Annotated in this window: 13 protein-coding genes and 1 pseudogene; 3 read left to right on the plus strand and 11 right to left on the minus strand. The window is 66.5% G+C overall.

All coding sequences use genetic code 11. From position 1 onward, the window contains the following. Positions 1-627 (minus strand): annotated as a pseudogene (locus CCS01_RS34830) (hypothetical protein); the annotation flags it as partial. A gap of 279 nt (positions 628-906) precedes the next feature. Here CCS01_RS34830 and CCS01_RS27695 point away from each other — a divergent pair. Then, entirely contained in the window at positions 907-1398 is a 492-nt protein-coding gene (locus CCS01_RS27695) for a sigma-70 family RNA polymerase sigma factor (protein ID WP_158258643.1), read from the plus strand. A gap of 56 nt (positions 1399-1454) precedes the next feature. On the opposite strand, the gene egtD is transcribed toward CCS01_RS27695, so the two are convergent. Both egtD and egtB read right to left on the minus strand, forming a co-directional pair. Further along, the gene (gene egtD / locus CCS01_RS27700; RefSeq protein ID WP_104522005.1) at positions 1455-2420 is read right to left on the minus strand and encodes an L-histidine N(alpha)-methyltransferase; all 966 of its coding nucleotides are present in this window, start codon (positions 2418-2420) and stop codon (positions 1455-1457) included. A 12-nt stretch (positions 2421-2432) separates the two neighbouring features. After that, the gene (egtB, locus tag CCS01_RS27705) at positions 2433-3668 is read right to left on the minus strand and encodes an ergothioneine biosynthesis protein EgtB (protein ID WP_338050007.1); all 1236 of its coding nucleotides are present in this window, start codon (positions 3666-3668) and stop codon (positions 2433-2435) included. Between the two features lie 250 nt (positions 3669-3918). Between egtB and CCS01_RS33270 the strand changes: the two genes are divergently transcribed. Together CCS01_RS33270 and CCS01_RS27710 are read left to right on the plus strand one after the other, a co-directional pair. Continuing rightward, positions 3919-4164 (plus strand): hypothetical protein, encoded by a 246-nt coding sequence (locus CCS01_RS33270; protein ID WP_146102000.1) that lies wholly within the window; start codon positions 3919-3921, stop codon positions 4162-4164. A gap of 100 nt (positions 4165-4264) precedes the next feature. Beyond that, positions 4265-4822, plus strand: a complete 558-nt coding sequence (locus CCS01_RS27710; RefSeq protein WP_104522007.1) for a type 1 glutamine amidotransferase domain-containing protein — start codon at positions 4265-4267, stop codon at positions 4820-4822. A gap of 1219 nt (positions 4823-6041) precedes the next feature. Here CCS01_RS27710 and CCS01_RS27720 read toward each other — a convergent pair. From CCS01_RS27720 to rseP, 8 genes are all read right to left on the minus strand, one after another. Further along, positions 6042-6890, minus strand: coding sequence for an FAS1-like dehydratase domain-containing protein (locus CCS01_RS27720; RefSeq protein ID WP_104522009.1), 849 nt, complete (start codon positions 6888-6890; stop codon positions 6042-6044). Then, a complete protein-coding gene (locus tag CCS01_RS27725; protein ID WP_104522010.1) occupies positions 6887-8245 on the minus strand; it encodes a class-II fumarase/aspartase family protein in 1359 nt (452 codons plus the stop codon). The genes CCS01_RS27720 and CCS01_RS27725 overlap by 4 nt, the downstream gene beginning before the upstream one ends. A gap of 285 nt (positions 8246-8530) precedes the next feature. After that, entirely contained in the window at positions 8531-9355 is an 825-nt protein-coding gene (gene lpxA, locus CCS01_RS27730; RefSeq protein WP_239992425.1) for an acyl-ACP--UDP-N-acetylglucosamine O-acyltransferase, read from the minus strand. Between the two features lie 424 nt (positions 9356-9779). Further along, complete coding sequence (fabZ, locus tag CCS01_RS27735; RefSeq protein ID WP_104522011.1) at positions 9780-10289, minus strand: 3-hydroxyacyl-ACP dehydratase FabZ; 510 nt, start codon at positions 10287-10289, stop codon at positions 9780-9782. 5 nt (positions 10290-10294) lie between these two features. Beyond that, positions 10295-11383, minus strand: coding sequence for a UDP-3-O-(3-hydroxymyristoyl)glucosamine N-acyltransferase (gene lpxD, locus CCS01_RS27740; RefSeq protein ID WP_104522012.1), 1089 nt, complete (start codon positions 11381-11383; stop codon positions 10295-10297). A gap of 3 nt (positions 11384-11386) precedes the next feature. Then, positions 11387-12244: an OmpH family outer membrane protein gene (locus tag CCS01_RS27745; RefSeq protein ID WP_104522013.1), complete on the minus strand. Its 858-nt coding sequence runs from the start codon at positions 12242-12244 to the stop codon at positions 11387-11389. Then, positions 12244-14481 (minus strand): outer membrane protein assembly factor BamA, encoded by a 2238-nt coding sequence (gene bamA / locus CCS01_RS27750; RefSeq protein ID WP_239992426.1) that lies wholly within the window; start codon positions 14479-14481, stop codon positions 12244-12246. Before bamA ends, CCS01_RS27745 begins: the two co-directional genes overlap by 1 nt. A gap of 393 nt (positions 14482-14874) precedes the next feature. Next, on the minus strand, positions 14875-15987 hold the full coding sequence (gene rseP, locus CCS01_RS27755) for an RIP metalloprotease RseP (RefSeq protein ID WP_338050008.1): 1113 nt from the start codon (positions 15985-15987) through the stop codon (positions 14875-14877). Positions 15988-15992 lie beyond the last annotated feature (5 nt).

The raw sequence follows: 15992 nt of genomic DNA on the forward strand, positions 1-15992 counted from the left end.
CGCCTGGGAACGAGCCGCCGCCTGGGGCTCGGCAGCTGCTGGCGCCCGGGTTGCCGCCTGCGGCCCGGGCGCCGGGGGCGGCTGTTGTCCCTGTTGTGCCGGCTGTTCCTGTTGCACCGGAGCCGGCGTGACGGACGGCGCCTCAGCCGTCCGTTGCGGCGTCACCGGCGGCTCAGGCGCCGGGCGCGACGGTGCGGACGCCGGTTGCTGCGCGCCGGCCGCCGGCTGCCCGGACGCCCCGGCCGGCCGCTGGGTCTCTTCCGCCTGCCGCTGAGTCCCGTCCGCCTGCCGCTGGGTCTCTTCCGCCTGCCGCTGGGTCTCTTCCGCCTGCCGCTGGGTCTCTTCCGCCTGCCGCTGGGCCTGGGCAACCGCCAGGGCCTGGCGCGCCTGCTCGGCCTGCTCACGGTTGGCGGCCAGTTCGTCGCGCAACTGCGCGAGCTGCTGCTGCAACTGCGCTACTTTGTCGGCGCTCGCCGCCGTCCGTACGTCGCTATCCTGATCCGGCGCCACCTCGGGCGGAGCCAGGTCGAGCAGGCTGTCCCACTGTTCACGCGCCTGACGCAGATACGCATTGGGCTGGCCGAACATCGCCAAACCCAGCAGCGCCAGGCCCGACGCGGCCGCCACGGCCGATAACGCAAACCGCAAACCAATCCCCCGATGATCCGTACGGGTCCATCGCCCCGCTTTCCGTACGCGCCCAGATGCGTCCGGGCACGCCGCAATGCAAGCAAAGTGATCGTGTTCGTCGTAACGTGATCACTCTGACTTGCGACCATTTTGAGGCCATTTGATGAAACATAAAGTGTAACGTGACCTGTTCATCACCGTCCTGTCAGAATGCCTTGCATACATGCGAATTCCTCCACAGGTGACACCCTGTCAGCCGGACAGGAGGCTTCGTCAATGCAGCAGGAATTCAATGAACAGCTTATTTCATTCATGCCGAAAATGCGCGTCTGGGCCCTGGCTCTGACACGGAACCGAGCCGCCGCCGACGACCTGACGCAGGATGTCGCCACCAAGGCGCTGGTCGCCCAGAACTGCTTCATCCCGGGCACCAACTTTTCCGCCTGGGTGCATCGTATCATGATAAACCATTTTATCAGCAGCGTGCGCAGCAAGCGCGAATTCACCGACATGGAGAGCATGCCCGACCTGCCGGTGCCGGCCGCGCACGAGGATCGCACCGCGTTGCGCGAGCTGGGATGGGCGCTGGAAAAACTGCCGCCCGATCAACGTGAAGCATTTTTCATGATTGTATTGCAGGAGAAATCCTACGAGGACGCCGCGGAGCAGACCGGCTGCGCCATCGGCACCCTGAAAAGCCGCGTGCACCGCGCACGCCTGCAGCTGCGGGCCTTCCTGACGGGCGACGTTACCAAGATGGCTGCCTGACCTGAACAAGACCTGTTGATCGTCCTGGTCCGGCAGGACCGGGCCAGGACCGCGTCCTAGGCATGACGCAACAAGAAAATACCGAATAAATCCTCAGAATCCGTCCAGATGCGGTGCGGCTCCCAGCCCGCAGCGGCAACCATCGCGACCAGCGCGCGGCGGGTCCATTTGTAGCTGTTCTCGGTGTGGATGGACTCCCCCTCGGCGAAGGGGATCACGCTGCCGGCGACGTGCACGACCTGATCCCGGCTGGCGATCAGGTGCATCTCGATCCGGCTGAGCGCATCGTTCCACACTGCCGCGTGACGGAAGTGCCGCAGGTCGAAATCGGCCGCCGCCTCGCGGTTCAGCCGGCACAGCAGGTTCAGGTTGAACGCCGCCGTCACGCCGGCCGAGTCGTTATAGGCAGGTAACAGAATCGCCGGGTCCTTGCGCAGGTCCGCGCCCAGCAGGAACCACGATCCGGGACCAAGCGCCTCGCGCGCGCTGGCGAGGAACCGCACCGCCACGTCGGGATCCAGGTTGCCGATGGTGGAACCGGGGAAAAGCCCCATCCGCTGCCGCCCCAGCGGCGGCAGGGCCAGCTTGCCGACGAAGTCCGCGACGATCGGTTCGACGGCCAGGTCGGGATGGGAGTTCGCCAGCCGGAACCGCATGTCCTCCAGCGCGCTTGCCGCCACGTCGATCGGCACGTAGGTGGCGAACAGCCGCCGGCGGTGATCGTCGCGCTGATCGAGCAGGTAGCGCGCCTTGGCCTCGTCGCTGCCGCCGAATTCCACCAGCGTGGCGCTGTGGAAACCCTCGGGGATCAGCGACCGCCCGAGCGTCCGCAGCAGGCCGGTTTCCGTTCTTGTCAGGTAATATTCTGGCAGCTCGGTAATGCGGTAGAACAGCCGGCAGCCTTCGGGGTCGTAGAACAGCTTCGCCGGCAGGGTCTTCGGGGACGCCGTCAGGCCGGACAGCGCGGCCTCGGCGGTCTCCGCACACAGCGCATGCGGAGCAAATCCGGGATCGTTCGGCACGTCGCTCTCCTGCTAGTGATCCTTGGCCAAGCGCAAGCCGCTGAACTGCCAGCGCTTGTCCGGATGGAAGAAATTCCGGTAGGTCGGCCGCGCATGGCCATGCGGCGTCGCCAGCGAGCCGCCGCGCAGGACCATCTGGTTGATCATGAACTTGCCGTTGTACTCGCCGATGGCGCCTTGGGCCGGGCGGTAGCCGGGATAGGGTCGGTAGGCGCTTTCGGTCCATTGCCAGACATGCCCGGTCTGCTCCTGCACCGCCGGGTTGCCGCCGGCGGCTTCCCATTCGGCCTCGGTGGGCAAGCGGGCCTCGCTCCAGCGGGCGAAGGCGTCGGCCTCGTACCAACTCACGTGGCGCACCGGCGCATCCGGCAGCAGAGGCTGCAGGCCGCCGGGGCCGAACTGGAACCACGCGCCATCCTGCTGCCGCCAGTACAGCGGCGCATCCCATCCCTCGGCCTGGACCGTGGCCCAGCCGTCGGACATCCACAGCGACGGGGTGCGATAGCCGCCGTCCTCGATGAACGCCAGCCAGTCGCTGTTGCGCACGAGGCGAGATGCCAGCGCGTAATCCGTCAGCCAGACCTGGTGCGGCGGCGTTTCGTTGTCGAAGCAGAAACGGTCGGATGTGTGGCCGATGCGGTGCAGCCCGCCCGGGCACGGGACGAACGTGGTCGGTCCGGCCGAGCCGGTTGGTTCCTGCCAGCCCGGCTGCATGGCCGGGAACAACGGATTGGCGGCGAAACCGTGCAGCATGTCGGTGACCAGCAGTTCCTGGTGCTGCTGCTCGTGGTGCAGGCCAAGCTCGACAATAGCCTGAACCGGGGCCTGAACCGGCGCGGGCAGGCGGGGCAAAGCGCGCTGCATCGCGGCATCGACATGCCGCCGATATGCGGCCACGCGCGCTGTCGGCGGGCGCGTCAACATGCCGCGGGACGGCCTGGGGTGGCGGGGGCCGACCGCATCGTAGTAGGAATTGAACAAAAAGCCGAATGTCGGGTCAAATATCCGATAGTCCGGACAGTGCGGAATCAGTACGAACTGCTCGAAGAACCAGGTCGTGTGCGCCCGGTGCCACTTCGCGGGACTGGCGTCGGGCATCGACTGCAGGGACTGGTCCTCGTCGCTGAGCGTAACGACCAGGCTCTCTGTCACGTGCCGGACGGCCCGGAACCGGGCGGACAGATCATCCGCGGAAAAGTCTGCCGTGGGAAGTTCAACGCCATGCATATGTGTCCTCCGGACCGGCATTAACGCCGGATGTTGTTGTCCGCTCACATGGAGGCGAACATCTTTCTGTCATCGGCTGACCTGGTTCACACCCGAGGCGCTGCCGGACGGTCATGACAGCCAGGTCAGCAAGGCGCAGCCATTCGCGCCTGGAACCGATGTCCTGTCCCAATGCTTTGTTCAGCGTCGTACACAGTATCGGTGGCCTGCGCTTCCCGTTGATCGACGCGCAGACCGTACACAACGGCCGCATGGTGGCGCAGGACGCGGCATGCGACAAGGAACCTCATCGTCAGGCAGCGCCACGATCTTACGGCTCAGGAATGTCAACTTCGCCGGACGATGCGTGTCGAGCGGTGACAGCTTCACCGGGTTGCGCGAAGGGATCAGCACAGAACTCCAGAGCGAACGTGGTGCGCCGGAACAACCCAATGAACCGGAGTCCGGTGGCATGATCGGCATCCGGCCGCGCTACGGCGAGCCCGAACCGGAAAAACCGCCGCCTGCCACGGCGTGACGAGGCGAAAGCGCTGCCCGGCAGATGGAAGCATTGTCACGCAACCCGGCCTGGCGGGTGCCGTTGTCCCGGCATCCTCCAACAATCCAGGAGAATTGACATGGCAGGACTTTCGGGCCGGAAGATCGCTGTGCTGGCGACCGACGGGGTGGAGCAGGTGGAACTGACCGAACCTGTCAAGGCCCTGAAGCAGGCCTCGGCCGACGTCGTGGTTATCGCGCCGCAAGGCGGGCAGATCCAGGGCATGAATCATCACGAAAAAGGTGACAAGCTGAAGGTCGATCAGGAACTGGCGGCGGTTTCGCCTGACGGCTTCGATGCCCTGGTGCTGCCGGGCGGCGTTGCCAATCCGGATGCCTTGCGGACGATTCCACAGGCCGTCGCATTCGTCCGTCATTTCGTACAGGCAAGAAAACCGATCGCGGCGATCTGCCATGGGCCGTGGACGTTGATCGAGGCGGAGGGTGTGCGGGGGCGGCACATGACCTCGTGGCCATCGCTCAAAACCGACCTGCGCAATGCCGGCGCCGATTGGGAGGACAAGTCCGTCGTAGTTGATGGCTTGCTCGTGACGTCCCGCAAGCCGGACGACCTGCCGGATTTCTGCCGCGAAATGACCCGGCTGTTCGCGGCCGCTTCGACGCAGCGGGCGGCGTAAGGGGCCGCCTGCCCTGCGGTTCCGTCATGCAGGGGTGCATTGGCGCCCCTGCGGCGAGTGACCGGAAGCTATGCAACCCTGCTCTGCCACAAGCGTGCTGCCATTGCCGCTCCTGTGCCGTTGAGCGGGCCCGCACTGATTCGAAGCGTCGCACATGGGCGACAGCGATGCAGCGGCGGTCCTGGCCGATGAGACGGCTATCATGGTTGCCGGCAAGAGTGGCGCCTTCCAGTGTGTTCATGGCGCTTATGCCGATGTCCTGGCGTTGAGGAAAATCGCATGGCGGCCGGTGCCAGGCCAATGCGCCGCAGGCTGCCCGAGTGGCTTCTCTGCGTGTTCTGCGCGCCGCTCTGCGATCTCTGCGTTGAATCGCGGTGGCCGGGGCGTCACAGGCGTTTGGGATTGGGCAACTCATTGGCAGCGTCGGCTTTTGTTGCGGCACCGCATTCTTCAACGCAGAGATCGCAGAGCGGGGCGCAGAGTCCGCAGAGCCGATTTTACTGCGATCCGCGGTCGCGGCTCGGCGGCACTCGACCTGCCCGCGGGATCGCGTTCAGGACAAAGCAGGCCAACTCGATAAACCTGAGGACCCCTTGATCCCGCCATCGAGGTAGCGGCAGACCGCAGGTCGGTTGAGACAGGGCGACGGCGCCCCCATCGTCATGGCCCACTCCGTTGCCTCTCCGTCATGGCCGGGCGTGTCCCGGCCATCTGCGCTTCGACGGAGGGGGTAGATGGCCGGGACACGCCCGGCCATGACGATAGGGCGGCGACCATGCCCTGTTTCCCCCTGAAGTCAGCGCCAATGCCGACAAGCCGGGCCAAAACAATGAAGACAGGCCACCTCTGTGTCCCAACCGATCTGCGGTCTGCTGTAGTCAACGGGAATCCAGCACTTTGCCCGAAACGACATTGTCACCGGGCATCGCCCCGGCAGAAACAGATCATCCGGCGTCGCGCTTCAGCATCCGCTTGGCACGACGCCGCGGCGTGCCCACGCCATGACCGCCAACCACAGCAGACCGCAGGTCGGTTGGGACACTGAGGCCCCCTGTCCTCATCGTCATGGCCCGGCTTGTCCGGGCCACCTGTTCCAGCACATGTGCCGCGGTAGGTGGCCCGGACGAGCCGGGCCATGACGATGAGGGAGCGCCGTCGCCCTGTCTCAATCGACCTGCGGCCTGCTGCAGCATCCTGGTCAGCGCCTCACGGCGCGGCCTCAGGTCAGCGTTGCCTCCGCCTCCATCGCCAGGTTTCCCTCGGCGCTTCGGGCCCACAGCGCCACATTGTCCCCGTCCGGCGCGCCGTGCACCGAGAACGGCGCGGTGTCGAACAGCGGGCTGACGGCGCGGAACCGGAACGACCCCACCGGCCGATCGGCGTTCCGGCGCAGCAGGTCCATCAGCAGCGTCGCGATCAGCGGGCCATGTACGACCAGGCCGGGGTAGCCTTCCGTCTCGGTGACGTAGCGGCGGTCGTAATGAATCCGGTGGCTGTTGAACGTCAGGGCCGAATACCGGAACAGCAGTGGGTCGGTGGGCTGGATGTCGCGGCGCCACGCGTCGTCCGTGCGTGCCGGCTTTGGCGCCGCGGGCGCTTCCCCGGGCCCGGGCATATCGCGATAGACGATGTCATGCTCTTCCACCAGGGCGAGGCCATCGTTGCCCGAGATGTCATGGCGGACCAGCACGAAGCACAGCGGGCCGTTGCGGCCGTGTTTGACCGTGACGTCCTGCACCGTCGACACCCGGGTGATCGTTTCGCCGACGCGCAACGGCTGGTGGAACATCAGGCGGCCGCCGGCCCACATGCGGCGCGGCAGCGGCACCGGCGGCAGGAATCCCCCGCGCGCGGGGTGCCCATCCGGACCCAGCGCCGACTGCCGCGCCGTCGGCAGAAAGTAAAGCCAGTGCCACAGCGGCGGCAACTCATCGCCCCCCTTTGGTACTTGATCGTCACGATCAAGCGTCGCCGACAGCGCGGCGACCGGAAATCGCGTGATCTGATCGAGCAAAATCTCCTGCCTGCCGATCCAGGAACGAAGATGGTCTGTGTTGACGTCTGTCATGATACCAGTTCCTTTGCGGCCGCGCGGGCCCGGTTGGCGGCGTCGCGCGCCATCCCGGCGCACAGGCCGGTATAGCCGGCCGGGTCAAGCAGCCGGCCGATCTGCTCCGGCGTCATATGCGCCGTGACACGTGTATCGGCAGCCAGCCGATCGGCGAACGATGCGTGGTGGGTGAAGGCGTCCTGCGCGGCGTCATACACCGCGTCATGCGCGTGCTGCCGCCCGATGGCGGCGCCGAGGTCGAGCATCACCGCCTCGGCCATGATCAGCCCGCCGCCAAGACCGAGGTTGGCGCGCATCCGTTGCGGATCCAGATGCAGTCCGCGCATGACTTCCCCCAGGCGGCCCAGCATGTCGCCGGTGGCGATGCAGGCGCGGGATTCGGCGGTGTCCATCATCAGGCTGGTGGTGCGGTCCGCCTCATGCTCGGTCATCATCGCCTCCAGCGCCAGCGGCACCTGGGCACGGATTTCCGCGGCGGCGGCGATGATGTCCTGGCAGAGCTTCGGATTGCGCTTCTGCGGCATGGTGGAACTGCCGACGGTGCCGGGCGGGACCGGTTCCTCCACTTCGCCGAACTCGGTCTTCATCAGCGTATAGATCTCGCGGCCGATCTTGCCGCAGGTGGCGGCGAGCAGGCCGAGCAGCGTGACGTTCTCTGCCAGGTGGTCGGCCAGCGCGCGGGACGGCACCGTCATCGAGCCGAAACCCAGTTGTCGTCCGATCCCCTGCTGGACGCGCGGGCCGTTGTCGCCGAGTGAGGCATAGGTCCCTGCCCCGCCGCCCAGCATGGCGACGAACAGCCGCGGCGCGGCCTGGCGGAAGCGCTCGACGTGGCGGATCAACTCGTCGATCCAGACCGCGACCTTGTAGCCGAAGGTGGCCGGCACGGCGTGCTGCCCATGCGTCCGCCCCGCCATCACCATCTCCGCCCCGCGTTCCGCCAGATCGGCCATGGCGGCCAGGATTTGGGCGATCTGGCGCAGGAACACCTGGTGCGCCTGGCGCAGCACCAGCAGGTCGCCGGTCTGGGTGATGTTCTGCGTGGTGGCGCCCCAGTGCACCCAGCCGCCGTGCGGATCGCCGGCGACGCGGGCAAGCTCCCACACCAGCGGCACCAGCGTGTGGCCGGTGCGGGCCAGGCCGGCGTCAATGCGCGCCCGGTCCAGGTTTTCCAGCCGGGCGGCCCGGGCGATCGCCGCGGCGGCGTCGGCGGGGATGATCCCCAGCTCCGCCTGGGCGCGGGCAAGCGCCACTTCGACGTCGAGCCAGGCCTGCCAGCGATTTTCCAGCCGGTACAGCGCCCGGATGCCGGGATCCGCCACCCGCGCGGCGGTGGGCAGGGTGTCGCTCATGTCGGTCTCCTGGCCACTTCCTCCGGCGGGAGGATTGCAGCCGGGACCGGACGGGGCAACCCCGCGCGGCGTTGCTCGCGCTCCGGGCCGGTTGCGGCGAACCGCTTCCTCCGTCATGCCAGGCGCGGGCCCGGCATCCACGCCTTGCGTTGTTGAAGCCGGGGAAAGGCGTGGATGGCGGCCCGGAGCCTGTGCCCGGGCTTGTCCCGGGTAGCCGCCATGACGACGGAACAACGGCGGCCGCGCGTCCCACCCAATCTGCGATCTGCTGTAGCGCCTGTGCGCCTACTCCGAGCGGATCAGGCCGCGATGGCTGGGCGCGTCGATGAAGGCCAGCACCTCGGCCACCAGCTCGTCATCGCCGAAACGGGTGCGCGTGTCGGCCAACCGCTGCGCGAACACGCCCTGCTTGCCGTAGAGGGCGCGGAAGGCGATGTGCAGGCGATGAATGGCGTCCTTGTCGAAGCCGCGGCGCTTCAGGCCGATGATGTTCAGGCCGGCGAGTCGCGCGCGGTTGCCGATGACGCTGCCGAACGGGATCACGTCGGCCTCGACGCCCGAAACGCCGCCGACCATCGCCGCGCGGCCGATTCGCACGAACTGATGGATCGCCGCCGCGCCGCCGATGACCGCGTGATCGGCGATGGAGACATGGCCGCCCATGACCGCATTATTGGCAACGATCACGTGGCTGCCCAGGCGGCAGTCGTGCGCGACATGGACCACCGCCATCAGCATGCAGTCAGTGCCGACCTGCGTCACGCCGTTGCCGGTCGCGGTGCCGCGGTGGATGGTGCAATGCTCGCGGATCAGTGTGCGGGCGCCGATTTCGCAGCGTGTCGGCTCGCCTTTGTATTTGAAATCCTGCGGCGGCAGGCCGACGGTGCAGAATGGAAACAGCTGTGCCTGTTCGCCAATACGGGTGTGGCCCTCGACGACGACATGGGAAACGAGCTTGGCCCCGGCCTCGATCACCACGTCTGGTCCGACGGTGCAGAACGGGCCGATCTGCACACCGGGGCCGAGTTCGGCGCCGTGTTCGACGATCGCGGTCGGGTGAATGCTGACGCGCGAGTCGGTGTGCCGATCCAGGTAAGTCATCGAATCCATGTCAGTTCCATTCCTAAACAGGAATTTCTAGCGGCGGATCGAGGCGAAGTTATGGGTGGCCTGCCACACCACCAACACAATCATTGTTGCCCGATGTATCGTTCACGCCATGTAACGCACTGTTTCGGTTGGATTTTTGCCACCATCTATCGGAAACGCCCGGGGCGGGTACCGCTACCGGCAAGTAAACGCTGCCATTCCCCGGCAGTTTCACTTGTCGCAGAAAACGTGCAAGTAACGACCCGGCCGAGCCGGTTAATGGCGTCCCGCACGCGACTCGCCCCGGCGGCCGAGTCGGCTGTCCGCTGGTTCACATCGTTATGATGCCGGCGGCCGGGTGCCCCGGAGTCCCGGCCCGCCTGCGCCAACGCGCCCGCCTGGAAAAGCGGGAGCGAATCCGATGCCGAACCGGCGGCAGCCTGCCTTAAACCGGCGCGGCGCGATCCATGATCATGGCGGCATAGGTTGCTTCGGCAACGACCACGCCATCGACCTTGGCGGCGGCCTGGAACTTCCAGACATTGCCGCGGTTGCGCTCCTTGGTGACATGGATGCGCAACTGGTCGCCCGGCACCACGGGGCGGCGGAACTTCGCGCCCTCGATCGACATGAAATACACCACCTTGCCGGCCGCATCCGGTCCCAGCGTCTCCACCACCAGCACGGCCGCGGTCTGCGCCATGCTCTCGATGATCAGCACGCCGGGCATCACCGGATGGTTGGGGAAATGCCCGGCGAAGAACGGCTCGTTCGCCGAGACGTTCTTGATCCCGATGGCAGAGGTGTTGAGCACCACGTCAACCACCCGGTCGAGCAGCAGGAACGGGTAGCGGTGCGGGATATCGTGCATGATGCGCAGGATATCGACCACCTCGACCGTCCTGGCCTCCTGGCTGGATCCGGCGTTGACGGTGTGGTCTACAGGCGTGTCCATGATGTTCAATCCGAGTCGGGGTTCGATTTACCGCTGGGTGCCGACCTGACGCCGCCGTCCCGGACCCAGCGCCGGATGGCTGCAATTTCCTTGAAGAACGCCTTGACCGGCTGCGCCGGCGAGCCAATCACCTCGGTGCGCGCCGGCACGTCGGCCATGACTCCGGCCTGTGCGCCGATGCGCACGCCGGTGCCGATGTGCAGATGGCCGATCAGGCCTGCCTGCCCCGCCACGATGACCTGGTCCTCCAGCACGGTGGAGCCGGATATGCCGACCTGCGCGACGATCACGCAGGCCCGGCCAATGCGGACATTATGGGCGATCTGCACGAGATTATCGATGCGGGTACCGTCGCCGATGACGGTGTCCTCAATGGCGCCGCGGTCGATGGTGACATTGGCGCCGATTTCGACGTCGTTGCCGATGATCACCCGGCCAAGCTGCGGCACGGTGTGGAAACCCTCGGGCGTGATGGCGAAGCCGAACCCGTCCTGGCCGATGCGGGCGCCGGGATAGACATAGACCCGGTCGCCAACCAGCGCGTGAGTCACCGAGGCGTGCGGACCGACGCGCACGTCCCGCCCGAGCACCACGCCGTCGCCAATGACCGCGAGCGGGCCGATGCGGACGCGGGCGCCGATGACCACGTTCTCCCCGATCACTGCCAGCGGCCCGACTTCGGCGGTCGGATCGATCCGGGCCGAGGCGGCGACGACGGCGGACGGATGGATGCCCGCCTTGACCGGCGGCAGCGGATGGAACAGCGCCGCCACCTTGGCCCAGGCGACCAGGGGATCGGCGGCGACGATCGCCACCGCCGTCCCGGGCACCTTGTCCTGCATGTCGGGATGGACGATCACCGCGGCCGCCTTGGTAGCCTGCAGCGCCGCCAGGTTCTTGCGGCTGTTCAGGCAGAATGTGACGTCTTCTTCGGTGGCGGTCGCCAGCGGCGCGATGCGGTGCAGCATCAGGCGCCGCGGCGGCGCCTGGGCGCCCGCCGCGTCAACCACGGCGGCCAGGGTATGCGGCCCGGCACGCAGGAAGAAACGGGGATCCCCCGCCAGGGAAGCCGCGCGATCGGCGCCCGACAGCATCGCCTACTTCTTCTGGTGCTGCGGTTCTTTGGCGGAAGCCGTCGTCGCGGCGCCCGGCTCGCTGGGGGGCGGCTTCATGGACACCGGCGATATCCCGTCCGGCGGCACCACGACCGAGGGCAGCGCCTTGTTCAGCACCTCGGCCACCGACGGGGTCAGGTCGAAATCAGCCGTGGTGCCCAGGATCTGGGCGCGGTTGAGCACCAGGTTGATGCCGCGGGACAGCGCCACCTGCTGCGCGACCGTCTCCATGGTGCGGTTGATCTGCGCCATGACATACTGGCCGGCTTCCTGGATGATGCGGTTGCGTTCGCCGAACTTCCGCTGCGCCTCGGTGGCGCGGTCGGTGATCTCACGCTCCTTGGTGCGGATCTGCTCGGGCGACAGCCTGGCGCGTTCGGCGGCCAGTTTCTCACCGAGTTCGCGCAGGGTGGCCTGTTCCTTCTGGGCGTCCTGGTTCAGCTTCTGGCCGCGCGCGCTCAGCTCCTTATAGGCCGCCTGATAAGCGGTGGAGACGCGCAGCACGTCGGGCACCGACAGGATGCCGATGATCGCGGCCGGGGTTGCGGACCCCTTCGGCACCGGCGGGATTTCCGGCGCGGGCGGCAACTGGAACTGGAGCTGCGGGGCGTTGGCCATGGCCGTCGGTTCGGCGCCGGGCCCGCCCGCCATCGGCAGTGCGCCCGGAGCCGGCACCGGCCGGGGCGCCGAACGCGCCGCCGGCGCCGGTGTGGCAGAACGGTGCTGCCCACCCGGCACGAACCATTCGGAACTGCCCTGCTGCGCCTGGCCCGGCGCGGGTTGGAGAAGCAGCGCCAGCCCCGCGGCGGCGCTGGAAACGATGATACGTCGATTGTTCACTAGAACCTCGTCCCGAAGCCAAACCGGAAGATCTGTGTCTGGTCGCCTGGTTGCTTGTATACAAATGGCGCCAGGTCAACATTTATCAGGCCGAATGCCGTACGCCACGAGATGCCGACGCCGGCGCCGATACGCGGTGTCGCCGACGCCAGGATCTCGCAGGGCACGCCGTTGATGTAGTGGCAGCTGCTGCTGTTCCTGAAATTGGCCTGAGTCAGGCTACCGACATCGACAAAGGCACGGCCGCTCAAGCCCAGATCCGGGGAAACCGGCAGCGGGAAGCGCAACTCCTGCGTCTCTGTCCAGAGCATCCGGCCACCGAGCGGATCGCCGGTGATAGCATCGTGCGGGCCGGCGCCGCCGATGAAGAAGCCGCGCAGGTTGTCGCCGCCCAGGAAGAAGCGGTCGATGATTTCCTCACGCCCGCCGGACAGCAGGCTCATGTAGCCGAAGCTGCCGCCAAGCTTGATGCCCCAGTCCGGATTGCCGAAATATTTTTCCAGCGGATAGTAATAGGCGGAGTTGATGTTGCCGCGCACGAAGCGGGAGTCGCCGCCAAGGCCGGCCAGATCGGTGCCGAGTTCGACGACATAGCCGCTGTGCGGCTGAATCCGGCTGTCCCGGTAGTCCAGCGTGATCACCTGGCTGATCTGCGACAGCAGGGTCCAGCCGGACTCGTTCAGGATGTACGGGCTGGCATAGCTGTAAATATTGTACACATCGCGATCTGCCACCGTATAGCTCCAGACCTGCCGCAGATGGTCGTTGAAGTCGTAGCCGATGCGGGGGGCGATGCCGTACCGTCTCTCGTCGTACGGCTCGGTGCCGAGGTAGTTCGTCTGGATCATGAATATGTCGGCGCCCGCGACCAGGTTGCGGTCGAGGAAGTGCGGGTCGGTGACCGAGGCGGTGATCGAGCTGCGGTACTGCGCCAGCACGCCGTTGATGCTGGCGTTGATGCCGGTGCCGATCAGGTTGCGTTCCGACAGGCCGACATCGAGCAGGGCGCCGGCGTCGGTCGAGTAGCCGCCGCCAAAGCTCAGTTCGCCGGTCGCCTTTTCCGAGATGTTCGTGGTCACCACCGCCTTGTCGGGCGCTGAGCCCGGGGTGGTCGTGACATCGACCGAGGTGAAGTAGCCCAGGTCGGTCAGCCGCGTCTTCGACTTGCGGATCGCCTCCGCGCTGTACGGATCGCCTTCGGCCAGGCTGAACTCGCGGCGGATGACCTTGTCCTCGGTGCGGGTGTTGCCGACGATGTCGATGCGCTCGACATAGACCCTTGGTCCCTCGCCGACCTCGAAGGTCAGGTCCACCGTGTGCTTGGCGACGTTGCGGGTGACCCGCGGCTTGACCTGCACGAACGCAAAGCCGCGGTTGTGGACGGCCTCCTCCATCATGTCGGCGGTGCGGCCGATTGCGTCGCCGTCGTACCAGTCGCCTTCATGCAATTGCAGGTCCGGCTGAAGGTCGGCGCCGCTGAGGTGGCGAAGCTGCGAGTTGATGGTGATCTTGCCGACCTTGTAGCGCTCGCCTTCATCGACCGTGAAGGACAGGAAGAAGCCCTTGCGGTCGGGCGATAGCTCGGCGCTGGCATTGGTGATCTTGATGTCGGCGTAGCCGTTCTTCAGGTAGAAGCGGCGCAGCAGCTCGCGGTCGAAGGCCAGGCGTTCGGGGTCGTACTGGTCCGAGGAGGACAGGAAACGCCACCAGCGCGACTCGCGGCTGTTGATCACCTCGGACAGGCGGTTCTCGCTGAACGCCTTGTTGCCGGTGAACACGATCTTGCTGATCAGCGTGGAGGAGCCGTCGTTGATCTGGAACACGACGTCCACCCGGTTCTGGTCCAGGCGGATGATCTTCGGCTCGACCGTCGCGTCGTAGTAGCCTTTCTTGGCATACATATCGAGGATCTTCTGCCGATCGGCCTCGGCCTCGGCCGGGGTGAAGACGGCGCGGGACCGCAGTTGCAGTTCCGGGCGCAACTGGCTGTCGCTCAGCTTGTGGTTGCCCTCGAAGGCGACACGGTTGACGATCGGGTTCTCGACCACGTGCACGATCAGCGTGTTGCCGGAACGCCCAAGGCGGACGTCCTGGAACAGGCCGGTCGCGTACAAGGTCTTCAGGCTGCGATCCAGGCGGTCCGGGTCGAAGTGGTCGCCGGGCTGCACCAGCAGATAGGACCGGATGGTGCCGTCCTCGATCCGCTGGTTGCCTTCGACCTTGATCGCCTCGATCACGCCGCCGGCGCTTTCCGCGGCCGGGCGCGTTGCCGCCGACCGGTGCGGGGTATGTCCTCTTGGTGCCGGTGTCTGGGCGGAGGCAGTGCCAATGACCAGCAATGGCAGGAGCCAGGTGGCAACCGGCCATACAGCACGATACGTCAACAACAGGCTGGTCCCCCACTAGCACGCGCCTGTCGGAACGAGACGAGTCTCACAAGCGCTGCGACGCAAACGCGGCGCACCATAGCGATGGGTCGCCGCCGACGCTAGGGGGCGGGCTGCGTTGAAGACAAAACTATCATGCTTCGTCTAACGCTATGATTTACCGGGATAATGCTCTAGACTTCATGACGTATGCGGGACAGACGGCCGTCTGGCCGCCCCCGGCAGGATCACGACTCGACCGCTTCAGCCCGTCAGGCCGGCAACCCAGCGGACGATGCCGAGGTGGCTCAGGTCGTTCCAGGTGGCGAAAACGAACAGACAGGCCAGGACCGCGAGGCCGGCGCGGAACCCGTATTCCTGCGCCCGCTGCGACAACGGACGCCCGCGCAGCGCCTCGGCCAGGAAGAACATCAGGTGCCCGCCGTCCAGCACGGGGATCGGGAACAGGTTGATCAGGCCGAGGTTGACCGACAGCAGGCCGATGAAATCAACCAAGTAGGACGGGCCGAGTTGAGCCACCTGCCCGGAAAGCTGCGCGATCCGCAGCGGTCCGCCCAGTTCGGCGGTGCCGCGGGTGCCGCTGATCATCTGGCCAATGCCACGGAAGGTGTCGGCGGTGATGACCCAGGTCTGGTGGATGCCGCCCCAGATCGCTCCGGGCACGCTGACATGGTGGTATTCCGTCACGCCGCCGCGCACGCCCAGCAGGCCGACCTGATGGAAGCCAGAGGTCCGCGCATTGGTGGTGACGGTGATGTCCCGCTTCTGCCCGTCACGTTCGATCACCATCGGCAGGGTCTGGCCAGGATGCTCGGTGACGATGCGCTGCAGATCCTCAAACGTCGCGATCGGCTTGCCGCGGATCGACAGCACCCGGTCCTGCACCATCAGGCCGGCCTTCGCGGCCGGGCTGTCCGGCACGACGGACCGGATGATCGGCAAGGTGACCGGCCGGCCAACGGCGATGTAGAGGCCGGCGAAGACCACCATCGCCAGCAGGAAATTCGCCGCCGGGCCGGCGGCGACAATGATCGCCCGCGACAGCACCGGCTTGTCGTGGAAGGTTTCGCCGGGAATCCAGGTGGCTCGCACCTCGGGCGGGACGTCCTGCGGGCGTTCCTGCCCGTGCAGCTTCACATAGCCGCCGAGCGGGATCCAGGCGACCTTCCAGACGGTGCCATGACGATCGGTCCAGGATTTCAGTGCCTGGCCGAAGCCGATGGAAAACACGTCCACCCGCACGCCGCGCCAGCGCGCCGCCAGATAGTGGCCAAGCTCGTGCACGAACACGAGGATGCCAAGCACGATGACGAAAGCCACGATACTGCGGAAAAACTCAGGAACGATTGTCAGCACGCTGT

It is taken from the genome of Rhodopila globiformis, from assembly GCF_002937115.1.
GTDB classification, from domain to species: Bacteria; Pseudomonadota; Alphaproteobacteria; order Acetobacterales; family Acetobacteraceae; genus Rhodopila; species Rhodopila globiformis.

What these genes read in the sequence shown, in the direction of transcription:
- CCS01_RS27695 (WP_158258643.1), top strand. Translation starts at nt 907, where the DNA reads ATGCAGCAGGAATTCAATGAACAGCTTATTTCATTCATGCCGAAAATG.
- egtB (WP_338050007.1), bottom strand. Translation starts at nt 3,668, where the DNA reads ATGCCGGTCCGGAGGACACATATGCATGGCGTTGAACTTCCCACGGCA.
- CCS01_RS33270 (WP_146102000.1), top strand. Translation starts at nt 3,919, where the DNA reads ATGCGACAAGGAACCTCATCGTCAGGCAGCGCCACGATCTTACGGCTC.
- CCS01_RS27710 (WP_104522007.1), top strand. Translation starts at nt 4,265, where the DNA reads ATGGCAGGACTTTCGGGCCGGAAGATCGCTGTGCTGGCGACCGACGGG.
- CCS01_RS27720 (WP_104522009.1), bottom strand. Translation starts at nt 6,890, where the DNA reads ATGACAGACGTCAACACAGACCATCTTCGTTCCTGGATCGGCAGGCAG.
- CCS01_RS27725 (WP_104522010.1), bottom strand. Translation starts at nt 8,245, where the DNA reads ATGAGCGACACCCTGCCCACCGCCGCGCGGGTGGCGGATCCCGGCATC.
- lpxA (WP_239992425.1), bottom strand. Translation starts at nt 9,355, where the DNA reads ATGGATTCGATGACTTACCTGGATCGGCACACCGACTCGCGCGTCAGC.
- fabZ (WP_104522011.1), bottom strand. Translation starts at nt 10,289, where the DNA reads ATGGACACGCCTGTAGACCACACCGTCAACGCCGGATCCAGCCAGGAG.
- lpxD (WP_104522012.1), bottom strand. Translation starts at nt 11,383, where the DNA reads ATGCTGTCGGGCGCCGATCGCGCGGCTTCCCTGGCGGGGGATCCCCGT.